Annotated in this window: 22 protein-coding genes; 13 read left to right on the top strand and 9 right to left on the bottom strand. The window is 63.4% G+C overall.

From position 1 onward, the window contains the following. Positions 1 to 89 precede the first annotated feature (89 nt). Complete coding sequence (locus NKJ20_RS14745; RefSeq protein ID WP_352449581.1) at positions 90 to 1,352, top strand: DUF763 domain-containing protein; 1,263 nt, start codon at positions 90 to 92, stop codon at positions 1,350 to 1,352. Positions 1,353 to 1,357: 5 nt separating this feature from the next. Here the strand turns inward: NKJ20_RS14745 and NKJ20_RS14740 are convergent, their stop codons facing one another. The 6 genes from NKJ20_RS14740 to NKJ20_RS14715 form a co-directional block, all read right to left on the bottom strand. Continuing rightward, a complete protein-coding gene (locus tag NKJ20_RS14740; RefSeq protein WP_023677099.1) occupies positions 1,358 to 1,801 on the bottom strand; it encodes a PPC domain-containing DNA-binding protein in 444 nt (147 codons plus the stop codon). A 24-nt stretch (positions 1,802 to 1,825) separates the two neighbouring features. Further along, positions 1,826 to 1,978: a peptide ABC transporter permease gene (locus tag NKJ20_RS14735; protein WP_352457805.1), complete on the bottom strand. Its 153-nt coding sequence runs from the start codon at positions 1,976 to 1,978 to the stop codon at positions 1,826 to 1,828. A gap of 200 nt (positions 1,979 to 2,178) precedes the next feature. Continuing rightward, positions 2,179 to 3,894: an HAD family hydrolase gene (locus NKJ20_RS14730; RefSeq protein ID WP_352744893.1), complete on the bottom strand. Its 1,716-nt coding sequence runs from the start codon at positions 3,892 to 3,894 to the stop codon at positions 2,179 to 2,181. Between the two features lie 4 nt (positions 3,895 to 3,898). Then, positions 3,899 to 4,870, bottom strand: coding sequence for an SDR family oxidoreductase (locus NKJ20_RS14725; protein ID WP_352449577.1), 972 nt, complete (start codon positions 4,868 to 4,870; stop codon positions 3,899 to 3,901). A 62-nt stretch (positions 4,871 to 4,932) separates the two neighbouring features. Beyond that, positions 4,933 to 6,030: an FAD-dependent oxidoreductase gene (locus NKJ20_RS14720; protein WP_352744890.1), complete on the bottom strand. Its 1,098-nt coding sequence runs from the start codon at positions 6,028 to 6,030 to the stop codon at positions 4,933 to 4,935. 9 nt (positions 6,031 to 6,039) lie between these two features. Then, positions 6,040 to 6,363 (bottom strand): hypothetical protein, encoded by a 324-nt coding sequence (locus tag NKJ20_RS14715; protein ID WP_352744888.1) that lies wholly within the window; start codon positions 6,361 to 6,363, stop codon positions 6,040 to 6,042. A gap of 202 nt (positions 6,364 to 6,565) precedes the next feature. Between NKJ20_RS14715 and NKJ20_RS14710 the strand changes: the two genes are divergently transcribed. Genes NKJ20_RS14710 through NKJ20_RS14655 form a run of 12 tightly spaced genes read left to right on the top strand, consistent with a single transcriptional unit; the run spans position 6,566 to position 18,440 of the window. Beyond that, positions 6,566 to 7,222 (top strand): cytochrome c3 family protein, encoded by a 657-nt coding sequence (locus NKJ20_RS14710; protein WP_502902808.1) that lies wholly within the window; start codon positions 6,566 to 6,568, stop codon positions 7,220 to 7,222. After that, entirely contained in the window at positions 7,206 to 10,193 is a 2,988-nt protein-coding gene (locus NKJ20_RS14705) for a TAT-variant-translocated molybdopterin oxidoreductase (RefSeq protein ID WP_352744883.1), read from the top strand. Before NKJ20_RS14710 ends, NKJ20_RS14705 begins: the two co-directional genes overlap by 17 nt. Continuing rightward, positions 10,186 to 11,553, top strand: coding sequence for an NrfD/PsrC family molybdoenzyme membrane anchor subunit (nrfD, locus tag NKJ20_RS14700; protein WP_352744881.1), 1,368 nt, complete (start codon positions 10,186 to 10,188; stop codon positions 11,551 to 11,553). Before NKJ20_RS14705 ends, nrfD begins: the two co-directional genes overlap by 8 nt. After that, on the top strand, positions 11,550 to 12,077 hold the full coding sequence (locus NKJ20_RS14695; protein WP_352744878.1) for a DUF3341 domain-containing protein: 528 nt from the start codon (positions 11,550 to 11,552) through the stop codon (positions 12,075 to 12,077). The genes nrfD and NKJ20_RS14695 overlap by 4 nt, the downstream gene beginning before the upstream one ends. 2 nt (positions 12,078 to 12,079) lie before the next feature. After that, positions 12,080 to 12,613, top strand: coding sequence for a c-type cytochrome (locus NKJ20_RS14690; protein WP_352457837.1), 534 nt, complete (start codon positions 12,080 to 12,082; stop codon positions 12,611 to 12,613). Then, complete coding sequence (locus tag NKJ20_RS14685; protein WP_352744875.1) at positions 12,610 to 13,758, top strand: hypothetical protein; 1,149 nt, start codon at positions 12,610 to 12,612, stop codon at positions 13,756 to 13,758. The genes NKJ20_RS14690 and NKJ20_RS14685 overlap by 4 nt, the downstream gene beginning before the upstream one ends. Then, positions 13,751 to 14,203, top strand: a complete 453-nt coding sequence (locus NKJ20_RS14680; RefSeq protein ID WP_352744873.1) for a hypothetical protein — start codon at positions 13,751 to 13,753, stop codon at positions 14,201 to 14,203. The genes NKJ20_RS14685 and NKJ20_RS14680 overlap by 8 nt, the downstream gene beginning before the upstream one ends. Further along, the gene (locus NKJ20_RS14675) at positions 14,200 to 14,952 is read left to right on the top strand and encodes an SCO family protein (protein WP_352744870.1); all 753 of its coding nucleotides are present in this window, start codon (positions 14,200 to 14,202) and stop codon (positions 14,950 to 14,952) included. Before NKJ20_RS14680 ends, NKJ20_RS14675 begins: the two co-directional genes overlap by 4 nt. Further along, complete coding sequence (gene coxB, locus NKJ20_RS14670; protein ID WP_352701979.1) at positions 14,949 to 15,920, top strand: cytochrome c oxidase subunit II; 972 nt, start codon at positions 14,949 to 14,951, stop codon at positions 15,918 to 15,920. The genes NKJ20_RS14675 and coxB overlap by 4 nt, the downstream gene beginning before the upstream one ends. Beyond that, the gene (ctaD, locus tag NKJ20_RS14665; RefSeq protein ID WP_352744867.1) at positions 15,917 to 17,554 is read left to right on the top strand and encodes a cytochrome c oxidase subunit I; all 1,638 of its coding nucleotides are present in this window, start codon (positions 15,917 to 15,919) and stop codon (positions 17,552 to 17,554) included. Before coxB ends, ctaD begins: the two co-directional genes overlap by 4 nt. Continuing rightward, positions 17,551 to 18,189 (top strand): cytochrome c oxidase subunit 3, encoded by a 639-nt coding sequence (locus NKJ20_RS14660; protein ID WP_352744865.1) that lies wholly within the window; start codon positions 17,551 to 17,553, stop codon positions 18,187 to 18,189. Before ctaD ends, NKJ20_RS14660 begins: the two co-directional genes overlap by 4 nt. Continuing rightward, complete coding sequence (locus NKJ20_RS14655; protein WP_352744863.1) at positions 18,186 to 18,440, top strand: cytochrome C oxidase subunit IV family protein; 255 nt, start codon at positions 18,186 to 18,188, stop codon at positions 18,438 to 18,440. Before NKJ20_RS14660 ends, NKJ20_RS14655 begins: the two co-directional genes overlap by 4 nt. Positions 18,441 to 18,487: 47 nt before the next feature. Here the strand turns inward: NKJ20_RS14655 and NKJ20_RS14650 are convergent, their stop codons facing one another. The 3 genes from NKJ20_RS14650 to NKJ20_RS14640 form a co-directional block, all read right to left on the bottom strand. Then, positions 18,488 to 18,775 carry a hypothetical protein gene (locus NKJ20_RS14650; protein WP_352744861.1) on the bottom strand — a complete coding sequence of 96 codons (288 nt, stop codon included), beginning with the start codon at positions 18,773 to 18,775 and terminating at the stop codon, positions 18,488 to 18,490. 479 nt (positions 18,776 to 19,254) lie between these two features. Next, positions 19,255 to 20,655, bottom strand: a complete 1,401-nt coding sequence (locus NKJ20_RS14645) for a phospholipase D family protein (RefSeq protein ID WP_352449561.1) — start codon at positions 20,653 to 20,655, stop codon at positions 19,255 to 19,257. A gap of 63 nt (positions 20,656 to 20,718) precedes the next feature. Then, positions 20,719 to 21,534, bottom strand: coding sequence for an endonuclease/exonuclease/phosphatase family protein (locus NKJ20_RS14640; protein WP_023677076.1), 816 nt, complete (start codon positions 21,532 to 21,534; stop codon positions 20,719 to 20,721). Between the last annotated feature and the right edge of the window lie 144 nt (positions 21,535 to 21,678).

Genomic DNA, 21,678 nt, shown 5'->3' with positions numbered 1-21,678 from the left:
CGATCGCGGCCTGAATCAGGCCATAGCTTCTCCACACCCCTTTCGATACCTATCTGTCGAGGCAGGACTCAAGGAGCAAGCAAAAGACCGTGGCACAGCGATCGGGAAGTGCTGATCTTCCACTTCACGGCGGACGCGTGCCGAAATGGCTCGGCGACCGCATGACGCGGCTGGGCGCTGTCATGTGCGAGGCGATCATCCACCATTACGGCCGCGATGAGTTGCTGCGCCGGCTGGCGCATCCGTTCTGGTTCCAGTCCTTTGGCGCCGTAATGGGGATGGACTGGCACTCTTCCGGCATCACCACCAGCGTCGTCGGTGCCTTGAAGCGCGGTCTGTCGCCGCTTTCCGGCGAACTCGGCATCCACGTTTGCGGCGGCCGCGGCGCGCATTCGCGCAAGACCCCGCACGAGCTTGCCCTGATCGGCGAGCGTGTCGGCCTCGACGGGCAAGGCCTCGCGACTGCCAGCCGGCTTGTCGCCAAGGTGGACAGCGCCGCGGTCCAGGACGGTTTCGATCTCTATCTGCACGGCTTTATCGTCACCGACGACGGCAAGTGGGTGGTGGTGCAGCAGGGCATGAACGGCGACAGCAAGGTGGCGCGCCGCTATCACTGGCTGTCCGAAGGCCTGAAGAGCTTTGTCGACCAGCCGCATGCTGCCATCGAGGGCGCCAACCAGGGCGAGATCGTCAACCTGACCGACCGCCGCGCTGAAGCGTCGCGCCAGGGACAACTGGACCTTCTGCACGACCTTGGACCGGATCGCATCGTGAGGGAGCTTGCCGCTTTGGAGCGGGGTTCGGCGCCAGCGCCGGAGCCGGCACAAAAGCTGCTGCCGCATCTGGTGATGCCGGCGCACCACGATGTGCGCGAAAGCGATGTCGTCATGCGCCGCCTGCACGGCAACATCGCGGCGGCGGCCGAGCGCGGCCCGACAGATTTCGCCGGGCTTCTCCTCGTGCCCAATGTCGGCGCGCGCACGGTGCGGGCGCTGGCGCTGGTCGCCGAAGTCGTGCATGGCGCGCCGTGCCGTTTTTCCGATCCAGGCCGTTTCTCGCTGGCGCATGGCGGTAAGGACAGGCACCCGTTCCCCGTGCCGCTGAAGGTCTATGACGAGACGATCGGCGTGCTGAAGTCGGCTGTCCAGAAGGCCAGGCTCGGCCGTGACGAAGAGATCGGCGCGTTGCGGCGGCTGGACGACCAGTCGAGGCAGGTCGAGCGCTATGTCACCGGCCCAAGCCTGAAGGAAATCGTCGCCGGGGAGTTCGAGCAATCGCATCTGCTCGGCGGCCGCAGCGTCTTCGGTTGGGAGGTCGTACCCGAAACGGCCGCAGTCAAATCAACGAAGTGATCGGCTTACGCCTCCAAATCAATCAAGGCGACGCCGAGTTCGGGACGGTGCCTGCGGCGCAGATGGCCAGGCGTCTCCACCAATGTGACCTCGAGCGTCGGCCGCACGATGCCGTCCAGCAGATGACCGCCCCTCGTGGTGCCGTCACTCAATCCAAGGACTGCGTGGACGTGCAAGCTGGGCCTGCCGTCGTCGCCGATGGCAACATCGCCGATCGCACTCAGCACCTCACATTGTTCCCGGACGGGGATTTTCCGGTAGGTTCTTTCTCCAGGGTCGAACCAGCCGACGGTTGCGCTTTCGAAAGCGCCGAGCGCGGTCAGCGACGCGCCGCCGACGCCACGGTCGACCGCAAATGACGTCAGCTGCGCAAACGCCTCTTCGCCGGGATCAAGCACAACGACGAACGTTCTCTGTCCGGCGCTTTCGGCAACAAGCTGTGATTTCATGATTTCGCTCCAGCCGTCAGGAATTTAAATCCACCACACCAGCAATGCCAGCAAGACGAGACCCACTAGGCCGGCGATGAAAATGATCCGGCGCGCCCGCGTCCGCAGGATGATCTCGCCCTGCCGCGCCTGTTCCGCTGAAAAGACAGGACCATCCTTGTCCCGGTCGTTGCTCATCCATCGTCTCCTTTCGGGCAATTATTCAGCATTGAATAGATCTGGCGCCCGATAGAACACAATCTCGTTTGGCGGATGAGGTTCCACGATGGACCATCGACGGTTGGAACCGACTGGGACTCGGCCGTCTGCCGAGGCGGGACGGAGATCGACCACGAGGCGAACCCAGCCGGCTTGGACCGGCTGGGCGCCGTTTGCATCTATTCCTTCGGCGCGGTCGCGGGCGCGGTATAGCGGCGGCGCACCGCGTCCAGGACGTGGCTGCGGCTCTCCTGCGCCGAAAGTGTGCCGTCTTTCTCCGCTTCGGCGGTTTCGCGCGCCAGTTCCTTGTCCCTGATCTGGTGGCGAAACCATTCGGAATAGTCGCCGGCGCGCAAATGATGTTCCCAGGTCCTGTCGTCGATGCCCTCGGCGATCTGGGCGAAAATCATCAGATTATGGGCGCGGAGGTTCATCGCATTGTCGGGACCGCGGAAATAGAAGCTGCCCTTCTCGTCCAGCTGGCCCTCGGCATATTTGCGGCTGTGGCGCTTGAGCAACTGTCGCGGTTCGATCGGCTCGACCATGGCAGGTTTCTTGCGCGCCTGCGGCCGCCAGAACAGCACGCGCTCATCTTTTGGAGAGTTCAGGTTCTTGTCCTTTGGCGGTTCGGTGCCGGTCTCGTGACAGAACGTCTTGATGACCTTTCTCGCCTTGGGGCCGAGTGCGATGACGGCGGTGACCAGCCGCAATGCCTCGGTTGAGATCGCGTCCGGATGAACCGTGATCAGGATCGTGCCCGGCAATTCCATGGCCAGCACCATTGGCGTGTCGTCGCGCCGCTTCGGCAAGAGGTGATGCGCCTCGTCGATGATCAGCCAGTGTGGTCGTGCCGTGCGGAAGCGAACACCGCCAAGGCCCGGCAGCAGGTCGGCAAAGAAGTCCGGCCGCTCCTTAACGCGCAGCGCCAGGCCATTGACGACCAGATTGTTGTCCGGCTTCTCCAGGAGATCGAGCAACTGCGTCTTCGTCGGCGCGTTCGAGCCGTCGCCCAGCCGGACGGCGCCTTCGAGGCCGTCATAGTCGCCTTCCGGATCGAAGATGCAGAACTGGAACTTTCTCTCGACGAAGCGCTCCGTCAGTGCGGTCGCCAGGGTCGATTTGCCGATGCCGGAGCTGCCGGCGATCAGCACCGTATCGGTTGGCGACAGATACACCTCCTTGCCATCCTCCGAGCCAAGCAGAATGCCGTCGCGGTTCGGCACAAGCTCGCGATCGCGCTCGACCACCTTGGCGATCAGTTCCTCGACGCCTTTTCCGCGCGCGCCGCGTGTCACGAGATCCGCCGTATCCTTGACTGCCGGCAGTGCGTTGTCGACGGCCACGCTGAAGCCGCAGGCGCGCAGGAAGGCGTGGTCGTTTTCGGCGTCGCCGACACCGACGACGTTGTGCGGCGACAATCTGAGGTCCTGAAGCGCAGCTGTCAGCCCGGTCGCCTTGTTGATGCCGCTGGGCAGGATCATCACCGCGCCCTTGTTGAAGATGATTTCCAGCTCCAGCCCCAATTTCTTGATGACCTCGAGCGCGGTAGCCTGATGCGGTTCCCAGGTTGCGACGATCGAGCGTCCGACCGAAAGCGGTTTGACACCGCGTTTCCTGAGTTTGGCGATGAACTCGGGGGCGGGCGGCGGAGATATCGTCCGCTCCTCCTCGCTGGCCGGCGTGTAGATCAGCGCCCCGTTTTCCGCGACCACCTTGTCGAAGATCGCGACTTCGGGAAAGACGCGTTTCAGGTCGGGCAGCTCGCGCCCGGTGACGAGAATGAGTTTGCGCCCGCTCTTCTTGAAGCGTTCAAGCGCCGCAAGCGTCTTCTCGGCAACGACCCCTTCATGCGCCAGCGTGCCGTCATAGTCAGTGGCCAGGGCAATGAAATACATGCCGTCAGTAGCCGCCCACGATCGGCAATATCTCGCCGGTGATATAGCTCGAGCAGTGCGGCGAGGCGAGGAACACGTAGGCCGGCGCGATCTCCTCCGGCTGGGCCGGCCGTTTCATCGGCGTATCAGCGCCAAATTTCGAAACATCGCCGGCTTCCTTGTCCGAGGGGTTGAGCGGCGTCCAAACCGGGCCTGGCGCCACGGCGTTGACCCTTATGCCCTTCTCGACAAGGTTGCCCGAGAGCGCGCGGGTGAAGGCATGAATGCCGCCCTTGGTCATGGAGTAATCGACCAGTTGCTTCGAACCCTCGATGCCGGTCACTGAACCGGTATTGATGATCGCCGAACCGGGTTTCATGTGCGGCACGGCCTCCTGCGCCATGTGGAAATAGCCGTAGAGGTTGGTCTTCAGCGTCGTGTCGAAATGCTCCTCGGTCAGCTCGCTGAAATCGCTGGAGTGGATCTGGAAAGCGGCGTTGTTGACCAGCACGTCGATCCGCCCAAACTCCTGCACGATCTCAGCCACCGCGTTGTGGCAGTGGTTGCGTTCGCTGACGTCGGCCTTGATCAGCATGCAGCGCCGGCCTTCCGCTTCGACGGCCCTTTTGGTATCTTTGGCGTCCCTATCCTCCGAGAGATAGACGATCGCCACATCGGCGCCTTCACGCGCATAGAGCACGGCCACCGCACGGCCGATGCCTGAATCGCCGCCGGTAATGACGGCCACTTTGCCGTCGAGCTTTTTCGATCCGATATAGTACGGCGCATCGTAAAGCGGCGCCGGCTCGATCGCCCATTCATGCCCCGGCTTCGGCTGGTGCTGCTCGGGGAAGGGCGGCTCGGGATATTTGCGGGCACCGGCCTGCATGGCGCCTTTTTGCCTGCCATTGGATTTGGACTTGTCCTTCTCGTCGATCCGGCGCTGGATGTGCCGTTGCTTGGCGGCCTCGCCGGCGATTTCCGATTTCATCTGCATGGTCATCTCCCTGGCTTGAAACCCAACAACGCATGTCCGGCGAAAAGGTTTATGCGACCACGTCATTCCTTGAGCCCGGCGACACGCTCCAGCAGCGGCCGTTGCAGCAGCGGCAGATAGCCGACGGCGCTGAAGGCCGCGTTCCTGACGCCTTGCATGATGCCGTTGTCCGATTGGGCCAGCGAGAGGATGCGCTCGCTGAGCGTGATCCACCGTTGCCCCACCGGGTGGCGTTCGCTTGTGTAGCCGGCAAGCGTGCCGTCGACGAAACGCCTGGCGAATGACGCGGCGTCCTCGATGCCGAGATTCATGCCGCGCGCGCCCAGCGGCGAATGGACATGCGCGGCATCGCCTCCCAGGAAGGCGCATGCGGTTTGATAACGCGGTGCCTGTCGCACCGGAATATGGAAGCGGTCGGTCCGCAACAACCGCGTGATCCGGTAATTGCCGGGGATGCGGGCCAGCGCATCCTCGGTGTTGGAGACCGCGCGATAGCGCTTCTCGCCGATCGGGATGACGAAACCGACGTCGCCGTTCCTGTGAAGAAATGCGTGGGCGGCCATCGGCTCATAGGGCCAATCGTCGATGTCGGCGTCGGCAATGCTCCATTGCCGCCGATGCGTGTAGCCATCGAAGCCGATGCCCATGGCATCACGCACCGTGCTTTGCGCACCGTCGGCTCCGAAGACAAGGTCGAAACTTGCCTCGTCACGGCCGTCTGGCGCCTCGATCCGCACCTCGGCCCGGCCTTTGTGCTCGACCATGCCGACAAATGTGCTTCGCCATTCGACGTCGATGCCAAATCCCTTGAGCGTATCGGTCATCAGCGATTCGGTGTCGCGCTGCGGCAGCGACAGCAGAAAATTATGGCGGTGGGGCAGGATCGAGAAATCGATCTCGCCGAGCGCTCGTCCTTCGAAGCAGAAACGGGCTCGGCGAATTTTCAATCCTTCGGCGAGCAATCGGGCAGCGACTTTGGACGGTTCAAGGATGTCGAGGCTGTGCGAACTGATGCCGACCGCCTTGGCGAGCGGCGTCGGGCCTTCCTTGCGGTCGATGATGCGAGGTGCAATGCCGCGCCTTGCCAGTTCGACTGCCGCCGTCAGCCCGGTCGGGCCGGCGCCGACGATCAGGATGGAAGCGTCCCGCGAAGCCGTCATCGTCAGGCGTCAGCTTTTTGGCAGTGCGTAGGCAATGATGTCGTCGCCGATCCTGGTCTCCATGAAATGGTGGCCGCCGGGTGCAAGGGTCGCCAGCCAGGTCAGGACATAAAGCCATACACCGGCGGCATTGCCGGCAAGCAGCAGGCTGCCGGCGGCCAGCAGGGCGATCCCGGCGGGCAGATAGTACCAGGATCCGCCCAGCGCGATCAGCCAGGCACCGCCCCCTCCGATCAGCAGGCCGAGGATCGTCAGCAGCGCGCCGACGAACATCGTCCACCAGAAGGCAACGCCGGACCGGCGGGGAATGGGATGGGGGTGGGGGATGATCATGATGCTTATCCGGGTGAAACAGAACGTGACCTCATCCGAACGTATGGAGGGTTCGATGGTTTCCGGTCAGCCCGACCTGATGGGCCAGGGCGAGGTAACCATTCTGTGATCTCCGCTGCCCCAGCCGGAACTTACCCACGCAGCCGCAGTTAGGGGTTTTGGGGGGTGAATACGGTTTGCTGGATGCGAAATCGGCGAGGGAATGCCGCAGGTCTTTTCAAGGAGCGCCAACGGCATTTCACGCTTCGCTCTGTGGGGCGCGTGTTTCATGGCGATCTTTGCGGCTCTCGGCGGCACCGCCATCCTGCGTTCGGACTTCGTCACCGGCGTTGGCCGGCCGTTGGCGCAACCAGTGCCGTTCAGCCACAGGCACCATGTCGGCGAGCTTGGCATCGATTGCCGTTATTGCCATAGCGGCGTCGAGACTTCGTCATCGGCGGGTCTGCCGGCGACCGAGGTGTGCATGACCTGCCATTCGCAGCTTTTCACCAACGCGGACATGCTGGCGCCGATACGGGCAAGCCTTGCTTCCGGGCAGCCATTGCAGTGGCAGCGGGTGAACAGTGTCCCCGACTTCGTCTATTTCAATCATTCGATCCATATCGCTAAAGGCGTCGCCTGCGAGACTTGCCATGGCGAGGTCGACGACATGCCGCTGATGCGGCGGGCGCACGCACTATCGATGGAATGGTGCCTGGCATGCCATCGCGATCCCGAGCCTAATTTGCGTCCGCCGCAGGACGTGTTCCTGATGCACTGGAAGCCACCGGCCGGCATCGCCGAAATCCGCCGGTCACTCGTCAGCCTTCTCGATATCCACCCCGAGACCATGACCGACTGTTATGTCTGCCACCGCTGACAAACCGATCGCGGCTCCAGACATGGCCGGCCTGGGCGAACGGCTTTCGCCCGGCCCGGAGCTGTGGCGAAGCCTCGACGAGCTCGCCGATACGCCGGAATTCCGCCGCTTCGTCGATGCCGAATTTCCCTCGATCGCCGAGCGCATCCCGCGGCTCGACCGGCGCACGCTGCTGAAGCTGATGGGTGCATCGCTGACGCTGGCCGGGCTTGCCGCCTGCAGCCGGGCCGAAGACATCCTGCCTTATATCCGCCAGCCGGAAAACATCGTTCCCGGCAAGCCGCTTTATTACGCGACCACGCTTTCGAGCGATGGCTACGGTATCGGTGCGGTGGTCGAAAGCCATGAGGGCCGGCCGACCAAGGTGGAAGGCAATCCCGACCATCCGGCCTCGCGCGGTGCGACGGACGCCATCATGCAGGCGGCGGTGCTGTCGCTTTTCGACCCCGATCGCTCGCGCATGCCGCTGAAACACGGCGAACCGGCGGCCTATGGCGACTTCCTTGCCGACATGGCCGAGCTCACCTCGCGGCTGGCCGGCTCAGGCGGTGCCGGCGCGGCGCTGCTGATCGAGGCGACGACCTCGCCCACCATGAAGGCGCAGCTGGAGGCGCTGCGCGCGCGCTACCCCAGGCTGAGGCTGTTCCAGCACGATCCCCTGGCAACGCCGTCCGGCGCCGAAGCCACGCAGACCCTTTTCGGCAGGGCGCTTGCACCGGTCTACCGGTTCGATCGCGCCGACGCGATTGTCAGTCTCGACGCGGATTTCCTGGGCGAGGGCCCCGGCCGTCTCGCTTACGCCCGTGACTTTGCCGCGCGGCGTCGCGTGCGCCGGGCGGACGATACGATGAGCCGGGTCTATGCGGTGGAATCGACGCCGACGATCACCGGCGCTGCCGCCGATCACCGCAGGCCGGTGCGGCCGAGCGAGGTCGAAGCCGTCGCCGCGGCGCTGAGCGCGGTGCTTGGCGGCGAAGCGGCGCCAAGCGCCTTGGCACTGGACCCGGCCTGGTTGGCTGCCACTGCGGACGACCTGAAGGCGGCCGGCCGCGCGGCGCTGATCGTGCCGGGCGCCCATCAAACACCGTTCGTCCATGCCGCGGCTCTTGCCATGAATGCGCGGCTTGGTGCGCTTGGCAACACCTTGGAACTGATCGAGCCGCCCGACGCGATGCCCATCGAGGGCGACCTCGCTGCACTTTGCCAGGCGATCGCCGCGCGAGATATCGACACCGTTGTCATACTCGGCGCCAATCCTCTCCACACCGCACCTGCGGGGTTCGATGTCCGCGACGTGTTTTCGCAGCTGAAGCTTCTTGTCCACTGGGGTCTCTACCGCGACGAAACCGCCTTCGTCGCACACTGGCATGTCCCTGCTGCGCATGACCTCGAGAGCTGGAGTGACCTGCGCGCCCATGACGGAACCGCGTCGATCGTGCAGCCGCTGATCAGGCCGCTTTACCAGGGGCGGACGGTGCATGAAATCCTGGCCGTGCTTGGCGGTGAACTAGCTGTTTCTGCGCTGCCGCTCGTCCGCCGGACCTGGGCGCAAACGACGCGGGCGCAAGCACTGGACGATCCCGCGTGGCGAAAGGCGCTTCGCGACGGCTTTGTATCCGGCAGTGCCAGCACTCCAGTCGAAGTTGCGATGCCCCCGGATTTGCGTGGCCTGAAGCCACGCATCGAAGCGGCAAAAGGCGTCGAAATCCGTTTCGTTGCCGATCCCTGGCTGCGCGACGGACGCAATGCCAACTCGTCCTGGCTGCAGGAATTGCCGCGGCCGCTGAGCAAGATCGTCTGGGGCAATGCAGCGCTAATGTCGCCGGCGACGGCGGGGCGGCTTCAGGTGGAAAACGCCCGGGTCATCAATATCGCCTCGAACGGCACGGACATCGATGCGCCGGTCTGGATCATACCTGGCCATTCCGACGAGACCGTGACACTTGCTCTGGGCTTCGGCCGGAAGCTCGGTTCGGTGGCAGCACTCGCCGACGGCCACGACGCGTACAGGCTGCGAAGCCTCGAGGCTCCCTGGATCGTCTATGGCGCCACGGTCGCGCCGCAGGACGGCAGCGCGCGGGTCATCACCACGCAGCACCACCAGGCGATGGAGGGCAGGGCGATCGTTCGCCATGCCTCGCTCGAGGCCTTCCGCAAAAATCCACACTTCGTGCGCGACGGCGCCCCGCCCGCGCCAACCGGATCGCTCTATCCCGACTGGCAATACAGCCAGGAAGCCTGGGGCATGTCGATCGACCAGTCGGCATGCATCGGCTGCATGGCTTGTGTCTCTGCCTGCCAGGCAGAAAACAACATCGCCACCGTCGGGCCGGACGAGTCGGAACTCGGCCATGAGATGCATTGGCTGCGGATCGACCGGTACTATTCCGGTCCGCTCGACGATCCCGACGTCTTTTTCCAGCCGGTGCCTTGCATGCATTGCGAGAAGGCGCCGTGCGAGGTCGTCTGTCCGGTCAACGCCACCACCCACACCCATGACGGGCTGAACGCGCAGGTCTACAACCGCTGCATCGGCACGCGCTACTGCTCGCAGAACTGCCCCTACAAGGTGCGGCGCTTCAACTTCCTGGACTTCCAGAAATTCGAGAAGGATGCGGCTGGACCGGAACAGGCCGCGCACAATCCGGACGTCAGCGTCCGTTCGCGCGGTGTGATGGAAAAATGCACCTACTGCGTCCAGCGCATTTCCGAAAAACGCATCAAGGCGCAGATCGAAAACCGCCACATAGCCGACGGCGAAGTGGTGACCGCCTGCCAGCAGGCCTGCCCGACGCAAGCGATCGTTTTCGGCGACCTCAACAGCAAGAGCGCCGCTGTCGTGCAGGAAAAAGCAGCGCCGCAACACTACGCCTTGCTCGAGGACCTCAACACGCGACCCCGCACCACCTATCTCGGCAAGATCAGGAATATCAACGGCCGTCTCTCGCCAGGCGGGAAAGCCGATGGCTGAGGCTATTGCTGGAAAACCGGGCGCACTGCCCGTTCTGCGCGGCCGGCACGACCTTCCGGAGATCAGCGGCCGTATCAGTGCGATCGTCCTCGACGGCAGGCTGCCGCGCTATTTCTGGACCGCGTTTTTCGCCTGCTTCGTCTTCGTCCTCATCTTTCTCTATTCGATTACCTATCTGATCTCAGTCGGCGTTGGCGCCTATGGCGTCAACATTCCGGTTGTCTGGGGCACGATGATTGGCAATTTCGTCTGGTGGATTGGCATCGGCCATGCCGGCACGCTGATCTCGGCGGTGCTTCTGCTTCTGCGCCAACCATGGCGCGCCTCGATCAACCGCTTTGCCGAGGCGATGACGCTGTTTGCCGTGGCGATGGCGGGGCTTTTCCCGATCCTGCATCTCGGCCGCCCATGGTTCTTCTACTGGCTGCTGCCGCTACCCACCACGCATATGCATTGGCCGCAATGGCGCAGCCCACTGGTCTGGGATTTCGCGGCGATCGCCACCTATGCCAGCGTTTCGCTGATGTTCTGGTATATGGGCCTGCTGCCCGATCTCGCCGTCCTGCGCGACCGGGCGAAATCGCGCCCGGCGCAGCTGTTCTACGGGATACTGGCGCTCGGCTGGCGCGGTTCGGCCTTTCATTGGGCGCGCTACCAGACGGTCTATTTCCTGATGGCGGCACTGGCCACGCCTCTGGTCGTCTCGGTGCATTCGATCGTCTCGCTCGACTTCACCTTCGCCATCACGCCGGGCTTCCATTCGACTATCTTTCCTCCCTATTTCGTTGCCGGCGCGCTGCTGTCCGGCTTCGCCATGGTGCTTACCATCGCCATCCCGCTGCGCTGGGCGTTTTCGGTCCAGGATCTGATCACGCTGCGGCACATGGACAATGCCGCCAAGCTGATGATCGCCGCCGGCATGATCGTCATCTACGGCTATGCCTCCGAGGTTTTCTTCGCCTGGTATTCGGGCGAAACCTACGAGCGCACGATGATGTGGCAGCGCGCCTTCGGACCTTATGCGCCGCTGTTCTGGACCATGCTCGCCTGCAACGGCGCTGTTTTGCAATTGCTCTGGTTCCGGCGGGTGCGCCTCAACATGGCGGTGCTTTTCGCCATTGCCCTGATCATCAATGTCGGCATGTGGATCGAGCGCTACGTCATCGTCGTCACCGGGCCAAGCCGCGATTACCTGCCGTCGTCCTGGGGCGAACAATCACTGAGGTGGCTCGACTTCGGCATCCTGTTCGGCTCGATCGGCACCTTCTTCGCATTGGTCTTCCTGTTCATCCGCGTCCTGCCGGCCATCACCATTTTCGAGGTCGAGGAGCTGGCCGGGGAGAGGGGCGGCGCAAGATGAGCCTTTACGGCGTCATTGCGGCTTTCGCCGATCCCGGAGCGCTGACCGAGGCGGTCCGCACCATGCGGGCGCGCGGCTACCGGCGCATGGACGCGTTCTCACCGTTCCATGTCCATGGGCTGGCCGACATGCTCGGCATGCGCAAGACGCGCTTGCCATGGGCCATCCTTGGCGGCGCCGTCGCCGGCGCGGTGTTTGTCTATGGCCTGATCCTCTATTCGGTCGAGATCGATTTTCCGCTCAATGTCGGCGGCCGGCCGCTGCATTCCTGGCCGGCCTTTCTCGTCATCGCCTTCGAGGCCGCGATACTTGGCGCTGCGCTGGCCGCATTCTTCGGCATGCTGGCCGCCAATCGCCTGCCCGAATATTATCACCCGGTCTTCAACGCCACGAGCTTCACCTATGCGCGCGGCGGCAAGTTCTATCTGCTCGTCGAGGCCGCCGATCCGAAGTTCCGCAAGGGCGTGACCAAGGGCCAGCTGACACGGCTCGGCGCCGAAACCGTCGAGGAGGTGGAGGCGTGAACATGCGCACGATCCTGCTGTCGGCAGCCTTGCTGGTCGCCGGCTGCCGGCAGGACATGGAGGACCAGCCGCGCTACGATCCGCTCGAAAGCAGCAACCAGTTCGCCGACGGCATGTCGGCGCGGGCGCCGGTCGAGGACACGGTCGCACGCGATGCCGATCTTTCGCCGGTACCCGACACGTTTCCCTATCCGGTCACGATGACGCTGCTGCGGCGAGGCCAGCAGCGCTTCGACATCTTCTGTTCGCCTTGCCACGGCCGCGCCGGCGACGGCCACGGCATGATCGTCGAGCGGGGCTTTCCGGCGCCGCCCACCTATCATCAGGACGCGTTGCGCAAGGCGAGCGACAGGCATTTCTACGACGTCATCAGCAACGGCTATGGCGCCATGTATTCCTACGCGGCGCGTGTCCCGCCTGCCGACCGCTGGGCGATCGTCGCCTATATCCGCGCCCTGCAATATTCGCGCGATGCACCAATTGCCGAGCTGCCGGAAAGCCTCCGCGCCGAGCTCAATGCGGAGCCGGATCGATGATGCGGGCGATGATGCGGCTTGCCGCCGAACGTTTGATTTTGCCGGCGCTTGCCGTGGCCGCCGTAGGACTTGTGCTTTGCGCCACGGGATTGGCCTTCGACTTCAGAGCCATGTTGGCCGGCTGGCTGCCTGCGGCGCTCTTCCTGCTCGGCCTACCGCTCGGCGCGCTGACCATCCTGATGGTGCATGGGCTGACCGGCGGCCGCTGGGGCGAGGCAATCCGCCAGCCGCTGCGCGCTCTCGTCGCGACGCTGCCGCTGGCGCTGCTTCTGCTGCTGCCGGTTCTGGTCTGGCTTGACCTGGTCTTTCCTTGGGCGAGTGCCGACGCGGCTGCATTGCCTGAGACCGTGCGCCAGAAATTCTTCTATCTGAACGTTCCGTTCTTTTTGCTGCGCTTTGCCGCCTGCGGCGCGATCTGGCTGGTGTTGGCGTGGCGTGTGCTCGACTGGACAACGGCCGATGGCGGCCACGGCAGCGCCGGCCGCGGCAAGGCCTATGCCGCTGGATTGATTGCGCATGGGCTGGCGCTCACGATCTTTGCCATCGATTGGATGCTCTCGCTCGAGCCGGAGTTCTCCTCGACCATCTATGCGCTGCTGGAAGCGTCCGCCGAAGTCGTTGGCGCTTACGCCCTGGCGATGACGGTACTGTGCGTGAACCGCTCGATCGAGGTCATGCCGGGCGGCGAGGAGGATGTCGCGCTCAGCGAGGATTTGGCCAACATGCTGTTCGGCTTCGTGCTGCTGTGGACCTACCTGTCGTTCATGCAATGGCTGGTGACCTGGGGCGGCGACCTGCCGAACGAGATCCGCTGGTACCTCATCCGCAGCAGCAATGGCTGGCAGTATCTGCTCTGGCTGCTGATTGCGCTGCAATTCGCGGTCCCCTTTGCCGAGCTGCTCAGCCGGGATCTGAGGCGCAGCCATGCCGGCCTGCTGTCGATCTGCGGCATCGTGCTGGCCGGCCACTACGTCGATGTCCTGTGGCGGATCAGACCGCCGTTGGCGGACGGTAATGTGATCGCATTCTGGTACGATCTTGCCGCGCTGGCAGGAGCTGGCGGCCTCTGGCTTGCGCTGCTGCTTTTCGTGCTTGGCCGGCCGGACCGGATCGCCCTCTGGTGCCGGAGGCCGGTCCATGGCTAGGGCGGCCCGCCATCCCGAAACGCGTGACGTCTGGCCGGGCGCGCTGCTTGCCTTCGCGGCCGGCCTGCTGCTGCTCCTGGCCGCAACAGTCATCGTCCTCGGGTTCATCTTCGACACCAGGCCGTTCTGGCCGCTGCCGGGACCGTCATCGGTCGGCAAGCGGGGCAGTCCAGCCTTGCAGCGCTTTCCGGAAGACGACCTCGCTGCCTTCCGCAAGGCGGAGGAGCGGGAGCTGAACAAGGTCGGCTGGGTCGACCGCACCGCCGGCATTGCCCGCATTCCGATCGAGGACGCCATGTGGGCGATCGTCAGCCATGGTTTGCCGAACTGGGGGCAGCCGGCGCCGGCCGCCGGCGCCGACTGCCGATTGGTCGAGGCCGAGATACCACGCGCGCCACAGGCCGCGCGCTGCCGGACCGCGCCAGGCCAGGGAGGCCGGCCGTGAAGGCCTGGCTAACTGCTTTTTCCCTTCTCGCGGCACTGCCGGCCATGGCTTTCGCACGCCCGGCCTTCGATCCCGAGATCGGCGCGCAGCTCAGCCTCGACCGGGTGTTTCGCGATGCGTCCGGCGAGCAGCGCACGATCGGCCAAATGCTTGCCGGCCGGCCGGCGCTGCTGATTTTCGGCTACGACAAATGCCCGAACCTTTGTGGTGTGACCCAACAGGCGGTCGCCTCGGATTTGAAAAAGACCTCGCTCGACCCCGACACCTATCGCGCTTTGTTCGTCTCGATCGATGCCGCCGACACGCCCGAAGATGCGGGCGATGCGCAAGCCACGGTCGCCGCGGCGGCCGACGCGAGGAACCTGTCGGCGTGGCGGTTCCTGACCAGTGCCGACGGCGCCGGCGGCGCCCTTGCCGCGGAAGCCGGCATCAGTTTCGACACCCACGCCCCGATCGACCAATTCGCCCATCCGATCGCGGTCATCGCGCTGACGCCAAAAGGCCGGATAGCGCAGGTGCTGCCGGCGCTGAGCTTCACGCCGCGCGATCTTGAGCTTGCCCTTGTCGAGGCATCTTCCGGCAGGCTCGGCTCGATCGCCGATCATGTCTTCCTGCTCTGCGCCGGCTTCGATGCGTCCAAGGGGCGATATACGCCGGCGATCTGGGCTGCGTTGAAGCTCGCCAGCATCGTGATGGTGGTGGGGTTGGCGACGGCCATACTGCTGCTGGCGCGCGGGAGGCGGGCGTGAGCTTCGGCATCCGGTTTTTCCCGCAGGAAGCCTCGTCCATCGCAGGCAGCGTCGATGCCTTGTTCTACACATTGCTGGCTTTCGCAGTCGCGCTCGGCCTGTTCCTGACCGTTCTCGTTGTCGGCTACGCCGTCAAATATCGTATCGGCTCCGCAGCCGACCGTACCGGGGCGCGTGCCCGCAGCCTGCCGCTGGAGATGACGTGGACCATTGCCAGCCTGGTGATGGCCTTCATCTTCTTCGGCTGGGGCGCAGTCCTTTTTGTCCGGCGCGACCGTCCGCCACCGGACGCCGTCGAGATCGCCGGCCTCGGCAAGCAATGGATGTGGGAATTCCGCCATCCCGGCGGCCAGCGCGAGATCAACGAGCTGCACGTGCCGGTCGGCAAGGCGGTGGTGGTGTCGCTGGCATCACAGGACGTCATCCACTCCTTCTACGTGCCAGCCTTTCGGGTCAAGCAGGATGCCGTTCCCGGACGCACGGCCAATGTCTGGTTCATCGCCACGCAGCCGGGGCGTTATCACCTGTTCTGCGCCGAATATTGCGGCACGCAGCATTCCGAGATGGGCGGCTGGGTGACGGTGCTGGCGCCGGAGCAATATGCATCATGGCTCGGCAGTCAAGGTGAAGGCGAAAGCCTTGCCACGAGCGGCGGGAAACTGTTCCGCGCGCTCGGCTGCTCCGGCTGTCACGGCAATTCCAGCAAGGTGCGGGCGCCCGGCCTCGATGGGGTTTTCGGCCAGCCGGTGGCGTTGGCCAACCGGCAGACGGTCATCGCCGACGAACGCTATCTGCGCGATTCGATCCTTGTCCCGAACAAGGAAATCGCCGCCGGCTACCAGCCGGTGATGCCGAGCTTCGACGGTCTCGTTGACGAAGCCGAACTGCAGATGCTGATGGCCTATCTCAAATCCCTATCGCTCCAATCTCCCTCGTTCCCGGCGGCAAAAAACGAGGCGCCGCAATGAGCAGCGATTTGGCGTCGGCAAGCTATCTCGCAGAAGGTGCCGGGCCGCGCTCCTGGCTGCTGACAACCGACCACAAACGGGTGGCGTGGCTCTATTTCGTCTCGCTGACGGCCTTCTTCTTCCTCGGCGGAACCTTTGCCGTGCTGATGCGCATCGAGCTTGCGACGCCGGCCGGCGACCTGGTCTCCGACGATGTCTACAACCGGCTGTTTTCGCTGCACGGCATCATCATGGTGTGGCTCTTCCTGGTGCCGTCGATCCCGGCAACGCTCGGCAATTTCCTGCTGCCGCTGATGATCGGCGCGCGCGACCTCGCCTTTCCACGGCTCAACCTGGCAAGCTGGTACGTCTTCATGTTCGGCAGCCTGTTCGCGCTCGCCTCGGTGGTTTTGGGCGGCGTCGACACCGGCTGGACCTTCTACACGCCGCTGTCGACGCTCTATGCCAACGGCTTTGTCTCGACCGCGGCATTCGGCGTTTTCATTGTCGGCTTTTCGACGATCATGACCGGCATCAATTTCATCGTCACCGTCCACACCTTGCGAGCGCCTGGCCTCACCTGGTTCCGGCTGCCGATCTTCGTCTGGACGCTGTACGCCACCAGCCTGGTGATGGTGCTGGCGACGCCGGTGCTTGCAGCATCGCTGATCCTCATCGTGCTGGAGCGCGTCTTCGGCATCGGCATCTTCAATCCCGCCCTCGGCGGCGATCCGCTGCTGTTCCAGCATCTGTTCTGGTTCTACTCGCACCCCGCCGTCTACATCATGATCCTGCCAGGTATGGGAGTGGTCTCGGAAGTGCTGCCTTGCTTTAGCCGCCGGCCGCTGTTCGGCTACAAGGCCGTCGCCCTGGCTTCGATGGCGATCGCCGTCTTCGGCTTTCTCGTCTGGGGCCACCACATGTTCGTCAGCGGGCAGTCGGCCTATGCCGGCGTGGTGTTTTCGTTCCTGTCCTTCTGCGTCGCGATCCCATCGGCGATAAAGGTCTTCAACTGGAGCCTGACGCTGCGCAAGGGCGAAATCAGCTTCGAGACGCCGATGCTTTATGCGCTGTTCTTCCTGGCATTGTTCACCTTCGGCGGGCTGGCCGGCCTTTTCCTTGCCGCGCTCGCCATCGACGTCCACGTTCACGACACCTATTTCGTCGTCGCCCATTTCCACTACATCATGGTAGGCGGCATGGTGGCCGCCTACATGGCAGGGCTGCATTTCTGGTGGCCGAAACTCACCGGCCGAATGTATTCGGAGGTTTGTGGCCGTATAGCCGCGGCTGTGACCTTCATCGGCTTCAACCTGACCTTTTTTCCGCAATATGTGCTCGGCTTTCTGGGCATGCCGCGGCGCTACCATACCTATCCGCCGGAATTCGCTTTCTGGCACATCCTGTCGTCGGCTGGCGCCGTGGTGCTGGCGATCGGCCATCTGATGCCGCTCCTCTACTTGGCATGGTCGCTGTTTCGAGGCGCGCAGGCGCCGGCCAATCCGTGGCGAGCGACCGGGTTGGAATGGCAAACAAGCTCGCCGCCGCCAGCGCATAATTTCGATCGCATGCCGACCGTCACCAGACCAGCCTACGACTATCCAATGAAAGGCCTGACCGAGAAACGGTCGGACCCGGTGGAGGATCTGGTTTGAAGTCACCGACGACAAGCATCGCCTTCGACCGGCCGGCTCGCGAAACGGCTGCCGACAGCTTCGCCATGTGGGTGTTCATCGGCTCCGAGGCGATGCTGTTCGGCGCCATCCTGCTCGTCTTCATGTTCGCCCGGTTGAGTTATGGCGACGCCTTCGCCGGCGCGGCGAAGCATCTGTCGCTGCCGTTGGGCACGGCCAACACCGTCGTCCTGATCACCAGCAGTTTTGCCATGGCGCTCGCCCATATGTACACGGTCGCGCGGCGATGGCGCGCCGCTGGCTGGGCATTGGCTGCGACGGCGCTGCTCGGCGTCGTCTTCCTGGCGATCAAGGCGACGGAGTACGCCAGGGAATTCAGCGAAGGGCTGGCGCCGGTGCTCGGCGCACCTTTCATCTATAAGGGCCCGGATCCTGTTCATGCCGAATTCTTCTTCGGCCTCTATTTCGCGATGACGTCACTGCACGCCTTGCATCTGATTTGCGGCGTAATCGTCATCGGCGGCATCCTCGCGCTGTGGCCACGCACGATCGAGGCCAGCCGGTTCCGGCGCGTGCAGGCAATCGGCCTCTATTGGCATTTCGTCGATGTCGTCTGGGTCTTCCTGTTCCCCGTCCTCTATCTGATCAACAGATGAGCGAGTTCCGCAAACTCACGCTTGCTTATATCGGGCTTTTAGCCTTGCTGGCCCTGACCGTCGGCTCGTCCTTCCTCGCGCTCGGCGGCTTCAATTCGGCACTCAATCTGGTGATCGCCGCGGCCAAGACCGCCGTCATCGCCATCCTGTTCATGCATCTCGCCAACGACGGCGTCCTGCCGCGTCTTGCGGTCGCTGCTGCCGGGTTTTGGCTGATGATCCTGTTCGGGCTGACGCTGATCGGACAATAGGCCGAAGCGGCGCACCTCGTGATGCCTTGCCTGCGCTCGGACCGGCCTCATATGGCCCGCTTTTGCCCGGCCGCCAGCGTAGAAATCTTTTGGCCGTGGCCATTGAGTTGCCGGGCCTCGTCCTCGGCTGCGTCTTCGAGCTTGGCGACGAGCAGATCCTTGAGGTCGCCAACCTCTTCCTCGATGTCTTCGATGGGTACGCCGGCATCGGCCGCCTCTTCCTTGCATTCCCTGGCGAGGATTTCCGCCTCCCTTTCAAGCTTGATCGGAGGCGGCGGCACATGAACGTTTTCGTGGATCCAGTCCTGCAAGAATTCTATCGCACTGTCACTCATGGCGCTCACCTATAGCGGCAACCCTGTAGTGCACATTAACGTACGTGCTGCAAAATGGATGCTTGGCAACGCCGGATTTCGGGTAGCGATACTTGACGATAGCGTGATCGCTTAGGAACTGGAGCTTCTGCAGCCAAATGGAATCACTTGGCGTCGCGGAATTGCGTCTAACCAGACAGTTGGAGCGGGATCTAATTTGAAAGCATCCCGCCCTAAGACGTGTTGCGCCGACGCGCCGGTGTTGCTCGATTCGGATCGCTTGTCGGCCGACCATCGTCATCGGCAGCAGCCGGTCGTGTCGGCCGCTCAGCGGCGCGGTCGGCGCGCATTTTGCGTTTATGCGCCATCCAGAACGGCAAGAGCTCGGCAAGAAAACTGTATATCGTGGTCTTCATCGGCATGCTCCGGACACGGGTTACAACTCGTGATCCCCGAGTTCCGTTCCGACAAAGAGTTCCGTTCCGACAAATCCGTCGCTTCTACAATTGCGATTCGATCGGCAGGCAGCCAACCAGCGCTGCAACGATGCGCCGATAGAGACTGGCCTCCGGTTCACGCGAATATTGACGCATCTCGCCATCCGCCATGCCGAGCCACCGCAAGGCCCCTTTGTCCAGGACCAGTTGATAGCTCGTCTGCGGCGACTTTTCGTGCTCGAACAGCCGGCGCAACTCCATCACCAGATTGGCATCGTGGAAAAGCACGCCCATTTCCGCATTCAACGACACCGAACGCGGATCGAAATTGAAGGAACCGACAAACCCCAGCGTGTCGTCGACCGTAAAGGCTTTGGTATGGAGGCTGGCTCCCTTTGAGCCGAAAACGGAGATGTTGGCCTGGCGGTTGAAGGGTTGCAATTCGAAAAGCTGGATACCTTTTTTAAGCAGCTTGCGGCGGTATCTGGCATAGGCGCCGTGCACGGCGGCGACGTCCGTCGCGGCGAGCGAGTTGGTGAGGATTGCAACCTCGGCGCCACGATCCACCAGCTTCGACAGGATGGCCAACCCGGTGCGGCCGGGGATGAAATAGGGCGAGACGATTTCGAGGCGCTGCCTGGTCGCCGCGATAGCGGGAAGCAGCTCTTTGGTCAGCCAGTTCCTGCGCCGCTTGCCGCGCACCTTTTCCGGCGGATCGGAAATGACGCGAACGCCTTTCGTCCAGCAGACGTCGCTGTGCGCTGCAATGAACTCCGTGATCGTGCGCCAGGCACTGAGGCTGTTCAAAAGCTGGCCGTCCGCGGTCGCATCGAGATTATCGAGGAAATCGGCGCGCGAGCCCACCGCAGCCGGGTTGAGCAGCTGGATTGGCTTTGCCGCCTCGCAATTCCAGAACGCCTCGAAGATCTGCATCGTCTGCCCTACGGCAGGACCGAGAAGCAACAGGTCGAGATCACGGAAATTTGTCTCCGCGGCGTCGAAATAGGCATCGCCGATATTTCTTCCTCCGACGATGGCCAGGCTCCCGTCGGCGATCCAGGCCTTGTTGTGCATGCGGCGGGTCATCGCAAACAGCCGGGCAACCATCTCCAGCGAGCGAAAGATGCTGCCGTTCCTCATGCCGCTGGGGTTGAACAGCCTCAGCTCGATGTTCTTGTAGCTGTTGAGCGCCAGGTAAGCGGCGTCGCTGTTGCGCGGATTTATATCGTCCAGCAGCATGCGGACGCGGACACCGCGCTCCGCCGCCTTGACGACCTCTTGCATCAGCAGCCGGCCGCTATGGTCGTCGTGCCAGAGATAGTACATCAGGTCGAGGCTGCTGGTGGCACTGCGCGCGGCAAGGATTCGTGCGGCAAACGCGTCATAATTGTCGGCGATCAGCACCAGCCCGCTATTGCCGGCAGCGATCTTGTCCCGGGCAAACCGCGAAATGGCTGTATCCATAAAGTGCACCGACAAACATCAGCGAAGCAAACCGTCTGAAATCTGACTAACAACCCTTCAGGTTCATTCTGGTTGCAGTCGCGGCTGCCGTATCGCGTCCAGGTTCAGCCGGGCCTTGATCGGCAGATGATCGGAAGCCCGCTGCGCCAGCGGCGTCTTGTGCACCTCGATGCTGGAAATCAGGTGCGGCGGCCTGGCCAGGATGCGGTCGAGCGCAAACAGCGGAAAGCGCGACGGAAAGCTCGGCAGAACCGCATCGATCGGACCGAAATGCGGCAGCAGGGCCAGCAGCGAAGACCTGTTGCGGACGCGCCATTCGTTGAGGTCGCCAAGCAGGATTGTTGGCCGCAGAACCGGGTGCGTGGCTTCGACAAGTGCGTTGGCTTGCTGCGAGCGCGAGCGCCGCAGCAAGCCGAAATGCGCGGCTATGATCCTGAGCGAGACGCCCTTCAGCTCCAGGTCCGCAATCACCGCGCCGCGCGGCTCGAGGCCGGGCAGCCGGATCTGGTTCACGCTTTCGACCACGCCGCGGCGTGCCAGGATCAGATTTCCATGCCAGCCATGGCTGCGGCGGTTTTCCGGGATGTGTGTGGGGACGAGATCGCTGTCGCGCTCGAGTGCTGCGAGATCCAGCAATCCCTGCCTGCTTCCGGTTCTTTCGTCGGCCTCCTGCAAAGCGATGATGTCGGCGTCGAGTTCCTTGACCACGGCCGCGACCCGCTCCGGATCGAACCTGCCGTCGGTGCCGACGCATTTATGCACATTGTAGGATGCGACCGTAGTGCATGAAATTTCATTGCCGGGTGCCGCAAACCGCGGCACTTCCCTTCGCAGCGCAGCGCCAAGCGACCTTGGGAGGGTAGGCGATCGATCCAGCATGTGGTCCATTTGCTGTTGAGTCGGCGAGTGGCGGCCATTGCGATTATGGCGCGTGCGGAGGTCTGAAACAACGACGACCTTGGAAAACCGTTCCCGTCGGTCTTCTTCCACCGCGAGCAGCGGTGAGGTTTCATTGGAAGTCCG

Source organism: Mesorhizobium sp. M0185 (assembly GCF_040322175.1).
Classification (GTDB): Bacteria; Pseudomonadota; Alphaproteobacteria; order Rhizobiales; family Rhizobiaceae; genus Mesorhizobium.
This window is presented reverse-complemented; position numbering and strand designations above follow the sequence as displayed.

Bases quoted from the DNA above. Each gene is read 5' to 3' on its own strand.
- NKJ20_RS14740 (WP_023677099.1), bottom strand. From the start codon at position 1,801: ATGAAATCACAGCTTGTTGCCGAAAGCGCCGGACAGAGAACGTTCGTC.
- NKJ20_RS14735 (WP_352457805.1), bottom strand. From the start codon at position 1,978: ATGAGCAACGACCGGGACAAGGATGGTCCTGTCTTTTCAGCGGAACAG.
- NKJ20_RS14730 (WP_352744893.1), bottom strand. From the start codon at position 3,894: ATGTATTTCATTGCCCTGGCCACTGACTATGACGGCACGCTGGCGCAT.
- NKJ20_RS14725 (WP_352449577.1), bottom strand. From the start codon at position 4,870: ATGCAGATGAAATCGGAAATCGCCGGCGAGGCCGCCAAGCAACGGCAC.
- NKJ20_RS14720 (WP_352744890.1), bottom strand. From the start codon at position 6,030: ATGACGGCTTCGCGGGACGCTTCCATCCTGATCGTCGGCGCCGGCCCG.
- NKJ20_RS14715 (WP_352744888.1), bottom strand. From the start codon at position 6,363: ATGATCATCCCCCACCCCCATCCCATTCCCCGCCGGTCCGGCGTTGCC.
- NKJ20_RS14710 (WP_502902808.1), top strand. From the start codon at position 6,566: ATGCCGCAGGTCTTTTCAAGGAGCGCCAACGGCATTTCACGCTTCGCT.
- NKJ20_RS14705 (WP_352744883.1), top strand. From the start codon at position 7,206: ATGTCTGCCACCGCTGACAAACCGATCGCGGCTCCAGACATGGCCGGC.
- nrfD (WP_352744881.1), top strand. From the start codon at position 10,186: ATGGCTGAGGCTATTGCTGGAAAACCGGGCGCACTGCCCGTTCTGCGC.
- NKJ20_RS14695 (WP_352744878.1), top strand. From the start codon at position 11,550: ATGAGCCTTTACGGCGTCATTGCGGCTTTCGCCGATCCCGGAGCGCTG.
- NKJ20_RS14690 (WP_352457837.1), top strand. From the start codon at position 12,080: ATGCGCACGATCCTGCTGTCGGCAGCCTTGCTGGTCGCCGGCTGCCGG.
- NKJ20_RS14685 (WP_352744875.1), top strand. From the start codon at position 12,610: ATGATGCGGGCGATGATGCGGCTTGCCGCCGAACGTTTGATTTTGCCG.
- NKJ20_RS14680 (WP_352744873.1), top strand. From the start codon at position 13,751: ATGGCTAGGGCGGCCCGCCATCCCGAAACGCGTGACGTCTGGCCGGGC.
- ctaD (WP_352744867.1), top strand. From the start codon at position 15,917: ATGAGCAGCGATTTGGCGTCGGCAAGCTATCTCGCAGAAGGTGCCGGG.
- NKJ20_RS14655 (WP_352744863.1), top strand. From the start codon at position 18,186: ATGAGCGAGTTCCGCAAACTCACGCTTGCTTATATCGGGCTTTTAGCC.
- NKJ20_RS14650 (WP_352744861.1), bottom strand. From the start codon at position 18,775: ATGAGTGACAGTGCGATAGAATTCTTGCAGGACTGGATCCACGAAAAC.
- NKJ20_RS14645 (WP_352449561.1), bottom strand. From the start codon at position 20,655: ATGGATACAGCCATTTCGCGGTTTGCCCGGGACAAGATCGCTGCCGGC.
- NKJ20_RS14640 (WP_023677076.1), bottom strand. From the start codon at position 21,534: ATGCTGGATCGATCGCCTACCCTCCCAAGGTCGCTTGGCGCTGCGCTG.